Source organism: Leifsonia sp. NPDC058248, assembly GCF_042881905.1.
Taxonomy (GTDB): Bacteria; Actinomycetota; Actinomycetes; order Actinomycetales; family Microbacteriaceae; genus Leifsonia.
In genome coordinates this window covers 129,318-140,793 of sequence record NZ_JBHVXB010000003.1, presented here as the reverse complement: position 1 = coordinate 140,793, position 11,476 = coordinate 129,318, and the positions used below count along the sequence as shown (strand labels likewise).

General features: G+C 68.8%; 7 protein-coding genes. All 7 read right to left on the bottom strand.

Annotation, left to right across the window (positions count from 1 at the left end; all coding sequences use genetic code 11):
- Window positions 1–60: 60 nt before the first annotated feature.
- The 7 genes from ACFVV5_RS06055 to ACFVV5_RS06025 all read right to left on the bottom strand — a co-directional run bounded on the left by ACFVV5_RS06055 (window position 61) and on the right by ACFVV5_RS06025 (window position 11,468).
- The gene (locus ACFVV5_RS06055) at window positions 61–2,232 is read right to left on the bottom strand and encodes an intein-containing Rv2578c family radical SAM protein (protein WP_387240480.1); all 2,172 of its coding nucleotides are present in this window, start codon (window positions 2,230–2,232) and stop codon (window positions 61–63) included.
- 27 nt (window positions 2,233–2,259) lie between these two features.
- Window positions 2,260–3,942, bottom strand: coding sequence for an ABC-F family ATP-binding cassette domain-containing protein (locus tag ACFVV5_RS06050; protein ID WP_387240477.1), 1,683 nt, complete (start codon window positions 3,940–3,942; stop codon window positions 2,260–2,262).
- Between the two features lie 375 nt (window positions 3,943–4,317).
- Window positions 4,318–5,793, bottom strand: coding sequence for a malate:quinone oxidoreductase (locus ACFVV5_RS06045; protein ID WP_387240474.1), 1,476 nt, complete (start codon window positions 5,791–5,793; stop codon window positions 4,318–4,320).
- 66 nt (window positions 5,794–5,859) lie between these two features.
- Window positions 5,860–7,002 carry an aspartate-semialdehyde dehydrogenase gene (locus ACFVV5_RS06040; RefSeq protein ID WP_387241311.1) on the bottom strand — a complete coding sequence of 381 codons (1,143 nt, stop codon included), beginning with the start codon at window positions 7,000–7,002 and terminating at the stop codon, window positions 5,860–5,862.
- A gap of 9 nt (window positions 7,003–7,011) precedes the next feature.
- A complete protein-coding gene (locus tag ACFVV5_RS06035; protein ID WP_387240471.1) occupies window positions 7,012–8,298 on the bottom strand; it encodes an aspartate kinase in 1,287 nt (428 codons plus the stop codon).
- Window positions 8,299–8,414: 116 nt separating this feature from the next.
- Window positions 8,415–9,011, bottom strand: a complete 597-nt coding sequence (recR, locus tag ACFVV5_RS06030) for a recombination mediator RecR (protein WP_387240468.1) — start codon at window positions 9,009–9,011, stop codon at window positions 8,415–8,417.
- Between the two features lie 3 nt (window positions 9,012–9,014).
- On the bottom strand, window positions 9,015–11,468 hold the full coding sequence (locus ACFVV5_RS06025) for a DNA polymerase III subunit gamma and tau (RefSeq protein WP_387240465.1): 2,454 nt from the start codon (window positions 11,466–11,468) through the stop codon (window positions 9,015–9,017).
- Between the last annotated feature and the right edge of the window lie 8 nt (window positions 11,469–11,476).

Genomic DNA, 11,476 nt, shown 5'->3' with positions numbered 1-11,476 from the left:
AATGTTCGCTTTATGTACCCCGGCCCATGCGCACACCGTCCGGGTACCCGGCCGAACGCCTCAGAACAGTGTCGGCTGAACCCCCAATGTCGTGACCCCGACGGCGTCGCCGCTGACTTCTTCGGCGATCACGCCTGCCGTCAACCCGGCGGTGACCCGCCGCTCGCCCTCCCCGTCGCGCATCATGCCGAGCGCTGTCGAACGCACCCCGCCGGTCACCGGGTCCTCCTGGCCGCGCTCGAGCCCGTGCGCCCGGATGAGCGGCTTGATCTTGGCGGCCAGCCAGGTGCGGTACTCCTTGGGCGCATGTGCTCCCCCGCCGTACATGCGGCGGTACTGCGGCAGCAGCTCAGGATGCTCCCGAGCGAGCCACAGGTAGTACCACTCCTTCACCCCCGCCTTCAGATGGAGCGCCGTGTAGAGGACCGACGTCGCACCGGCCCCCTTCGCCTGGCGGAGTGCCTCGTCGAGGTGCGCCCTGGTATCGGTGAGGTACGGAAGGATCGGCATCAGGAAGACCGAGCAGTCGAGGCCGTGCTCTCGCACCGCGGTGACGGTGGCCAGGCGTGCCTTCGTGGTCGGCGTGCCCGGCTCGACCGACTGCTGCAGGTCATCGTCGTAGACCGCGATGGACATCGCGAGGTCGACGGGAACGCGCGTCGCCGCATCTGCCAGCCGGTCGAGGTCGCGCCGCAGCAGCGTCCCTTTGGTCAGGATGCTGAACGGCGTGCCCGTGTCGGCGAGCGCATCGATGATGTCCGGCATCAACGCGTAGCGGCCCTCGGCGCGCTGGTAGGGATCCGTGTTCGTGCCGAGCGCAACCGGGTGGTGTCCCCAGCTCGGCTTCATGAGCTCTTTGCGCAGCACCTCGGCCACGTTGACCTTGACGATGATCTCGTTGTCGAAGTCCTTGCCCGAGTCGAGCTCGAGGTAGGAGTGGGTGGGCCGGGCGAAGCAGTTGTGGCTCACGACACCGTTCGCGATGAAGTCTCCCGTGCCGGTGGTGAGATCGATCATGTCGATCGTCTCCCCCGTGTCTTCGATGGACACGATCTGAAGCTTCGCATCGGACTTCACCGCTGCGCCCGTGATGTCGAGCTTGCGTGTGATCGCCGGCTGAGCCAGCCGGAAGAATCGCGACCGCATCGGAAGACCGCCGACGACGCGCACCTGCCGGACGCCGGTCGGGTTCGGCGGCTCGACGACGTGTGCGATCCCGAGGGCGTTCATCGACGAGACGATCTGACCGATCATCCGTGCGTCACTGTTCGAGATGCGGAGCACACCGCGCAAGCAACTGCCTTCTGCGTCGAACACTCCGCCGAGGAAACCGGCGTGCCAGGAGTCCGACGCGTCGTCAGGCCATTCCACGAGATCCGTGATCGAGCGGAAGTGGTCGGCACGGCCGGTGTGGATCGCCGTCATCGCCCGCCGGGTCTCGGTTGCGACCGTGAACGGTCGCGTGTGCGTCGGCACACCGGCGAGTTGCAGGTACAGCCGAGATCGGTTGAGCGCCTCGGCGTCAGCGAGCGCGAGTCGGAAATGACGTGCCTTGTAGACCCTGCCGTCGCGCCTCGGGTAGTCCTTCGACAGCATCATTCCGTGACCGCGGATCATGCCGCAGAGGTACCCGCGACGGAAATCGTCGTGAAGCACGCTCGAACCGTCGTCGGACGCGAGTGCTCCGAGCCCGAAGCCCATGAGTTTGTCGTTCGTTGTGAGGTGCGGGCGCCGGTCTGAGCCGCCTCCGGTGCCGGTGACGTGCTTCCAGCCGCGCTCGGTGAGGAATCGGTGGCTGCCACTCGTGACCAGCTCGGTGCCGTCGGCGAGGGTCACCCGGAAGGCGCGCTTGCGCGTGGCCCAGTGGGCGTGCACCGTCGTCGGCACATACCGCCGGTACCGACCGCGGGAGTCGGTTCCCATGATGCTCTCGCCGACACGGACATCCCACAGCGGCTTCTGGCGTCCATCCGCCATCAGGATGAGAGTCTCGGGGGCCGCGCAGTACACACAGGCATGCGAGCATCCACGATAGGGATTGATCGTCCAGCCGAACGGCATCGGCCCGCCGCCACCCGGGATCTTGTTCAGCGCCGACTTCGCGAGGACCTCGTGGAAGGTGATCCCCGCGAATTCCGGCGTGCGCACCGAGCGCACGAGGTTGTTGAGCCGCGCGAGCCCGGGCAGCGTCGACGGCTCTTCTGCCGTGAGTTCCTGACCGCTCCATCTCATGGATTCATTCGAACATATGTTCGAATCTTAAGCAAGCCTGCCCTCCGCCATCTCCACGCGCTCACCACTCCAGTTTCTGCGCAGCCAGCGGTCATGGCTCGCCACGACCACCGCCCCCGGATACCCGCCCAGCGCCTCCTCCAGTTCGGTCGCGAGCGACAGCGAGAGGTGGTTCGTCGGCTCGTCGAGCAGGAACACGTGCGGCGGCTTCGCGAGGATGAGTGCCAGCGCCAGACGACGCTGCTGCCCGATCGACAGCCGGCCGACCGGGCGGTCGACGTCGCGCGGTGCGATCAGCCCCAGCCCGATGAGCGGCGTGGCCTCGGCCCGGCGCTCCCCGAGCTGCTCCTCGTAGATCCTGCGAGGGCTGGCCGATGGATCCGCGAACCGCACATCCTGTTCGAGCAGGCCGACCCGCAGGCCCTTCCGTCGCGTGACCGCACCGGAGTCGAGGGCCAGCCGTCCGGCGATCGCCGTGAGCAATGTCGACTTCCCGGCTCCGTTGTGCCCGGTGATCAGGATGCGCGACTGAGGCTCGACACGGAAGGAGCCCACGTCGAGGCGGCCGGCCAGCCGGGCATCCGTCACCTGCACCAGAAGGCCGGTGTCGTCGCCCAGCGCGTGCGATCCGGTCGGGATGCCCGCGAAGCTGAGCACGGCCGGAGGCTTGCGCACCTGATTCTCCTTCAGCTCGTCCAGCCGACCGGAGGCGTTCTTGATCCTCCGGCTGATCTGCCGGTCGAGGGCGCCGCCCTTGACCGACTTGACGAACTTGTCGTTGTCACGCACCTTCCCGCTCCAGGCGATGCTGCGCGCGGTGACGTCCACCGCATGCTTGAGCGCTTTGAGCTCGTCCTGCTCCTCGGAGAACTGCTTCTCCCAGCGCGCACGTTCGTCCGCCTTCGCGGCGAGGTACGCGCTGTAACCTCCGCCGAAGACGGTCGTGCCCGACCGCGACGGATCCAGGTCGACCAGGCCCGTCGCGACCGCGTCGAGGAACGCGCGGTCGTGACTGGCGAACACCACCGGACCCCGCCACGCCGCCAGTTGCCTTTCGAGAAAGGCCGCCGCGTCGTCGTCGAGGTGGTTGGTGGGCTCGTCGAGGAGAAGAGCGTCCGGCCGCTCCAGCAGCAGCGCGGCCAGTGCGAACCGGCTCCGCTGGCCGCCGGAGACCTCCGACAGCTTGCGCTCGAGCGGGATGGCGCCGACGCCGAGGCCGTCGAGGAGCTCGTCGCGGCGGGCATCCACGCTCCACACTTCGGCGCGCTCGGCATCGTCGAGCGCGGCCTCGTACTCCGCGGACGCCGACGGGTCGTCACCGGAGAGCGCCGACGCCGTGCGTTCGAGTGCGCGCTCGATCGCGCGGACCTCGGCGAGGGCGCTCTCGATCATCGAGGCGAGCGTGTCAGCGGGGTCGAATCTCACCTCCTGCCAGAGGATTCCGGTGCGCGCCGGACGCGCGAGCGCTCCCGCGTCCGGGGTCTCGGCACCCGCGAGGATGCGCAGCAGCGTCGACTTGCCCACTCCGTTCTCGCCGATCAGCCCGAGGCGAGTGCCGGGGGCGACAGCGAGCGACACGTCGGTGAGCACACGACGCTCGCCGTAGCTCTGCGAGACGCCGTCGGCTTTGAGGTAGGCGGCGACGCGGGAGCCGCCGTCGGATCGGTCGAGAGTTCTTGCTGCTGTCGGTGGTGGGGTCGTTCGGGTCATGAGAACCGCCTTTCGAGCGCTCCGAGGAGCCGGTTCCCGCCGGGCATGACCGTCGACAGCCGCGCCGGAGCGCTGAAGGGCGATGATCGGATGACCATCTGGCTATGTCGGCGGCGCCACGATGTCGGCAATGGACATCGTCAGGTCGAGCCTCGGGCGCGGGACGAAAGGAGATTCTCACTTCATAGCGACGACGACGTTAGCAGGGGCGTCGCCGTCGTGTCCAGCCAGGTCGCCGGTTCCCTGCAACGTTTCTCCACAGGCGAGCGCGTCGGCGGGGACGTGAGTTGTCGCAAAGTGTCGTTATGAGGGCGGAATCCGGCCTCATAACGACATTTTGGGGCAACTCAACGCGGTGACGCCGCGCGGGGCGGGTCAGCGGGTCAGCTGCAGCGTTTTCGCCGTCGCCGCCATGACCTTCTCGGCCTCGGCCGGACGGTCGTTCAGCGTCCTGCCCATCGTCGGGATCAGCTTCGTGAGCGTCGGGACCCAGCCCTCGTACTGCTCCGGGAAGCAGCGCTTCAGCACGTCGAGCATGATCGGCACCGCCGTGGACGCACCCGGCGACGCTCCGAGGAGACCGGCGATCGAGCCGTCGGCCGACGAGATGACCTCGGTGCCGAACTGCAGCACGCCGCCCCTCTTGTCGTCCTTCTTCATCACCTGCACGCGCTGGCCGGCGGTGATGAGCTCCCAATCCTCGCTCTTGGCCGTCGGCATGAACTCCTGCAGGGCCTTCAGCTTCGTGGCGCGCCCGGCGAGCAGCTCGCCGACCAGGTACTTGATGAGGTCGAAGTTGTCTTTGGCGACGGCGAGCATCGGGATGAGGTTTCCCGGCCGCACCGAACCGGGCAGATCCCACCAGCTGCCGGTCTTCAGGAACTTCGGGCTGAACCCGGCGTACGGGCCGAACAACAGCGACGCCTCGCCGTCGACCACGCGCGTGTCGAGGTGTGGCACCGACATCGGCGGTGCGCCGACCGCAGCCTTGCCGTACACCTTGGCCTGGTGCTGGGCGACGATCTTCGGGTCGCTCGTGCGCAGGAACTGCCCGGAGATCGGGAACCCGCCGAAGCCTTTGATCTCGGGGATGCCCGCCTTCTGCAGCAGGTGCAGCGCGCCTCCGCCGGCGCCGACGAACACGAATCGGGCGGTGACCTCGTGGGGGGTGTGACCGACCTCGTGGCGCACCTTGAGGCGCCAGAGCCCGTCGCGGGTGCGCTTGATGCTGCGGACCCGGTGATTCAATGCGATGCTCGCGCCGCGGTTCGAGAGGTTGTCGACGAGGGCGCGCGTGAGCGCGCCGAAGTCGACGTCGGTTCCGGATGCTGCGCGCGTGGCGGCGATGCGCTGCTTGGCGTTGCGCTTCTTGGTGAGCAGCGGAGTCCATTCGCCGAGCACCGCCGGATCTTCGGTGTACTCCATGTCGGAGAACAGCGGCTGGTCTTTGAGCGCCTCGTAGCGCTTGCGCAGGTAGCGCACGTTGTCGCGTCCGCGCACGAACGTCATGTGCGGGGTGGAGTTGATGAACGTGTGCGGCTCGGGCAGGTCTCCGGACGCGACCAGGCTGGCCCAGAACTGGCGGCTGAGCTGGAACTGCTCGTTGATGCTGATCGCCTTGGCCGGGTCGACCGATCCGTCGGGCGCCTGCGGCATGTAGTTGAGCTCGCAGAGCGCGGCGTGGCCGGTGCCCGCGTTGTTCCAGGGGTTCGAGCTCTCCTGGGCCACCTCGCCCAGGTTCTCGTACAGGCGGATGGTCCAGTCGGGCTGTACACGCTGAATGAGGGCTCCGAGCGTGGCGCTCATGATGCCCCCGCCGATCAGGACGACGTCGATGGGAGAATTACTCACCCGACAATCCTACGGTGCCCCGCGTGCCGCCCTCGCCGCGCGCGCGACACCGCCGGGGCGCTCCGGCTAGGCCGAGACGGGCGACGCCAGGCGTTCGGCGACCAGCTCGGCGATCTGCACCGCGTTGAGCGCCGCGCCCTTGCGCAGGTTGTCGTTGCTGATGAACAGCGCGATGCCGCGGCCGTTCGGCACACCCTCGTCTTGACGGATGCGGCCGACGAAGCTCGGGTCTTTGCCGGCGGCTTCGAGAGGCGTCGGGACATCGGTGAGCACGACGCCGGGGGCGTTCGAGAGCAGCTCCTCGGCGCGCGCGGCCGACAGCGGCTTCGAGAACTCGGCGTTGATCGAGAGCGAGTGGCCGGTGAAGACCGGGACGCGCACGCACGTGCCGCTCACCAGCAGGTCGGGCAGTCCCAGGATCTTGCGGCTCTCGTTGCGGAGCTTCTTCTCCTCGTCGGTCTCGTTGGCGCCGTCGTCGACGATCGAGCCGGCGAGCGGGATCACGTCGAACGCGATCGGGCGGACGTATTTGACCGGTTCGGGCAAGGTCACGGCCGATCCGTCGTGAACGAGCTGCAGCAGGTTCTCGTCGGCGACAGCGGCGCGGACCTGACCGGCGAGCTCTTCTGCACCGGCGAGACCGGAACCGGAGACCGCCTGGTAGGTGCTCACGATGAGGCGTTCGAGACCCGCCTCGTCGTGCAGCACTTTGAGCACGGGCATGGCTGCCATCGTCGTGCAGTTGGGGTTGGCGATGATCCCCTTGCGTGCGTCGGCGATCGCCTCGGGGTTGACCTCGCTCACGACGAGCGGGACGTCGGGGTCCATGCGCCAGCCGCTGGAGTTGTCGATGACGACGGCGCCGGCCGCGGCGAACCGAGGGGCCTGCGCCTTCGAGCCGGTGGCGCCGGCCGAGAAGATCGCGATGTCGATTCCGGAGACGTCAGCGGTGGCGGCGTCTTCGACCACCACGTCTTCGCCCTTGAACGGCAGCGTCGTGCCGGCCGAGCGGGCGGAGGCGAAGAAGCGGATCTTCTTCACGGGGAAGTCGCGCTCCTCCAGCAGGCGGCGCATGACGCTTCCGACCTGGCCGGTGGCGCCGACGACGGCGAGGGTGATCTCAGCTTTCTCGGTCACGATGGGCCTTTCCGTGGGTGGTGTTGAGAAGTCGAACGATGCGGCGGCGCCGGCCATTCCCTGGCGGGTCAGGCCCGGGCGCTAGCGTCCGGTTCCGGCGTAGACGATGGCCTGGGTGTCTCCGTCGAGACCGAACGCGGTGTGGACGACGCGGGCGGCCTCGTTGACACTGTCGGCGCGGGTGACGACCGAGATGCGGATCTCGCTGGTGGAGATCATCTCGATGTTGATGCCGGCTTCGTAAAGGGCGGCGAACAGTTTGGCGGATACCCCGGTGTTGGTGCGCATACCGGCGCCGACGAGCGCGAGCTTGCCGATCTGGTCGTCGTACTGCAGAGCCTGGAAGCCGACGTCCTGCTGCTCGGCTTTGAGGGCGGTGAGCACGCGCTGACCTTCGGACTTGGGCAGCGTGAACGAGATGTCGGTGAGGCCGGTGGAGGCGGCGGACACGTTCTGCACGATCATGTCGACGTTCGCCTCGGTCTTGGCGACGATCTTGAAGATCTGCGCGGCCTTGCCCGGCACGTCGGGCACGCCGACGACGGTGATCTTGGCTTCGCTCAGGTCGGTGGCGATTCCGGCGATGATGGGCTCTTCCACGGTTCCGTCCTTCTGCTTCGCGGCGGCGGCCGCAGCTTCGTTGAGCACGAGTGTGCCCTCGTTGTTGTTGAACGAGGACCGCACGTGCAGGGTCACGTTGTGGCGGCGGGCATATTCCACGGCGCGGATATACAGCACCTTGGCGCCCGCCGCAGCGAGTTCGAGCATCTCTTCACTGGTGATGCGGTCGATCTTGCGGGCGCTCGGGACGACCCGCGGGTCGGAGGTGAAGACGCCGTCGACGTCGGTGTAGATCTCGCAGACTTCTGCGCCGAGGGCTGCCGCGAGCGCGACGGCGGTCGTGTCGGAGCCACCGCGGCCGAGGGTGGTGATGTCGCGGGTGTCGCGGTTGAAGCCTTGGAAGCCGGCGACGATCGCGATGGCGCCTTCGTCGAGCGCGTCTCGGATGCGGCCGGGCGTGACGTCGACGATGCGGGCGGCTCCGTGCTGCGCGTCGGTGATCATTCCGGCCTGGCTGCCGGTGAACGAGCGGGCGTCGTAACCCATGCTCCGGATGGCCATGGCGAGCAGCGCCATGGAGATGCGCTCCCCCGCGGTCAGCAGCATGTCGAGTTCGCGGGGGGCCGGGATGGGGGTGACGTCGTGCGCGAGGTCGAGCAGTTCGTCGGTGGTGTCGCCCATGGCGGAGACGGCGACGACCACTTCGTTTCCGCCCTTGCGGGTTTCGACGATTCGCTTGGCGACGCGTTTGATGCTCTCGGCGTTGGCGACGGACGATCCGCCGTATTTCTGCACGATCAGGGCCACGGACACTCCTGGGTTTGCTGGCTGGAAAGCCGGAGTGGCTATTCTATCCGGCGTCGCTTTCGCCATCCGGAATATGACGCGACGCCCAACCGGCCTGTGATGGATGCGGGTGACGGTCAGGTGACGAGCCGGCGGCCTTCGAACGCCCGGCCGAGCGTCACCTCGTCGGCATATTCGAGGTCTCCGCCGACGGGCAGCCCGGAGGCGAGCCGGGTGACGCGGATCTCGAGCGTGGTCAGCAGGCGGCTCAGGTAGGTGGCCGTCGCCTCCCCTTCGAGGTTGGGGTCGGTCGCGATGATGACTTCTTGCACGGTGCCGTCGGCGAGCCGCTGCATCAGCTGACGGATGCGCAGGTCGTCGGGCCCGACGCCGTCGATCGGGCTGATCGCGCCTCCGAGCACGTGGTAGAGCCCGCGGAATTCGCGCGTGCGCTCGATCGCGACCACGTCTTTCGCCTCTTCGACCACGCAGATCAGGGCGGGGTTTCGACGCGGGTCACGACAGATCGTGCAGGTCTCCCGTTCGGAGACGTTGCCGCAGATCTCGCAGAACCGCACCTTCTCGCGCACTTCGAGCAGCACCTCGGCGAGCCGGGTGACGTCGAATGTCTGGGTCTGCAGGATGTGGAAGGCGATCCGCTGAGCCGATTTGGGCCCGATGCCGGGAAGTCGGCCCAGTTCGTCGATGAGCTCCTGGACGATTCCTTCGTACACGCGTTACCTCGCCCCGGCGGGAGGAGCCGCCTGCTCTTCGATGAAGGTGGCGCCGAGGATCTCCCGCACCACCGCTTCGCCGTAGCGCTGCGGCTGCTGGAACGTGGGCGTGCGAACTCCGGATGCCGAAGCGGACGCCGCCGAAGACGGAGCCGGGTTCGCCCGGTTCGCCGACGCCGGGACCGTCGCCGCTGCCGGCCGGGTTCCGGCGGAGCGTGCCGGCGGTGCGGACGCGGACTCGCGCGGCGGGATGCCGCCGTCGTCGGGAGCCTCTGCCCACTCGTCGTCCGGCTCGTCGGGAAGCGGCGGCTCGTCGGGCGGCTCGATCTCGGGCGGCGGCACGTCGTCGTACGGGACGGCGTCGCGCTCGAGCGTGGCGACCGCGGTGGCGGCGAGCGCGGGAGCGGTCGCAGTGGAGTCCGCCGACGTCGCCTCGACGGGCGCCGCAGCGCCGTTCGAACCGGGGATGGAGACGGTCGCCCACTCGGTGGTGACGGCCGCGGCCGATGGCGATGCTGGTGCAGACGACGCGGCGGATGACGCGGGTGAGGGTGCCGAAGCCGGCGCCGCATCGCCCGCTGCCCGCTTCGACGAGCGAGCCGAGGCACCGGATGCCGCGGGCGCAGCAGGTGCGGAGGTGGACGTCGCGGCGGGTCCTGGAGCTCCCCCGCCACTGGGTGTGCCGCCCGAGCCGCCGCCCGGAGCACCGCCGGTCGGAGCACCGCCGGCGGGAGCACCGTCTGCGCGCGCGATGAACTTCACCCGGATGCCGAGCACGTCGACGATCGCCTGCCGGAGGTACTCGCTCACGCCGAGGGCGCCGTCGGTCTGCTGCTGGCGGAAGCCGGCGACGTCGTTGTCGCTCGGGAACGACAGGCTGAGCACGTCTCCCTCGAGCGAGCGGACCTGAGCGGTGAAGACCACCATCCAGGCACTGCGCTTGGCGCGCTGAACGGCGTCGAGGATCTGGGGCCACGCGTCTCGCACCTGCTGGGTGGTGACCGGCCCGACTGCCGCAGGAGCGGCTGCAGCCGGTGCGCCCGCAGCGGGAGCGGCGGGAGGTGCCGGGATGGGAGCGGGTGCGGGAGCGGACTCGGCGGCAGGCGTCGTGGCCTCCGTCGCCTTCGATCGTGCAGCAGGCGCCGCAGAACGCTCGGCCGCAGGAGCGGGCGCAGCGGCGGCAGGCACAGCAGGCGCCACGGCAGCAGCGATCGGCACAGCACCAGCAGCAGGCGCACCACCGACCGGCGCAGCACCGGCAGCCGCCCCGCCCGCGCTTCCGCCGGCGTCGCTCACGCCGACGCGCCGCTCGAGTCGTTCGACCCGGGCCAGTGCGCCGCGCTCGGACTCGTCGCTCGACGGGACGAGCACGCGGGCGATCATGAGCTCGAGGTGCAGTCGGGGCGAGGTGGCGCCGGTCATCTCGGTGAGGGCGGCGTTGACGATGTCCGCCGATCGCGACAGCTCCGCCGCGCCGAACTTCATCGCCTGCAGGCTCATGTGGTCGAGCTCGTCCTGGGGCACACCGCGCAGCACGGCGGCGGCGCCCTCGGCGCTGGTCGCGGCCACGACGATCAGGTCGCGCAGGCGCTCGAGCAGGTCTTCGACGAAGCGGCGCGGGTCTTGACCCGTCTGCACGACGCGATCGACCGCGGCGAACGCGCCCGCAGCATCCCGGGCCGCGATGGCGTCGATGACCTCGTCGAGGAGGGCGGCGTGCGTGTAGCCGAGCAGTGCGACGGCCCGTTCGTAGTCGACGGTGTCGTTGTCGGAGCCGGCCATCAGCTGGTCGAGCAGCGACAGCGTGTCGCGGGGCGAGCCTCCGCCCGCCCGCACCACGAGCGGCAGCACGCCGGGGGCGACGGTGATGCCTTCGCTGTCGCTGAGCGTCTGCACGTATTCGAGCATCTGGGCCGGGGGCACCAGACGGAACGGGTAGTGGTGGGTACGCGACCGGATGGTGCCGATCACCTTTTCGGGCTCGGTGGTCGCGAAGATGAACTTGACGTGCTCCGGCGGTTCTTCGACGATCTTGAGCAGCGCGTTGAAGCCCTGCGGCGTGACCATGTGCGCCTCGTCGAGGATGAAGATCTTGTAGCGGTCGCGAGCCGGAGCGAAGATGGCGCGCTCACGGATGTCGCGGGCGTCGTCGACGCCGTTGTGGCTGGCCGCGTCGATCTCGACCACGTCGAGCGAGCCGCTGCCGTCACGGCTGAGCTCGATGCAGCTCGCGCATTTGCCGCACGGGGTGTCCGTCGGGCCTTCGGCACAATTGAGGCAGCGGGCCAGGATGCGCGCCGACGTCGTCTTGCCGCAACCCCGCGGACCGCTGAACAGATAGGCGTGATTGACCCGGTTGGTGCGCAGCGCCGTCATCAGCGGCTCGGTCACCTGCGACTGCCCGATCATGTCGGCGAAGGTGTCTGGCCGATAGCGGCGATACAGTGCGGTAACCACCCACTCAT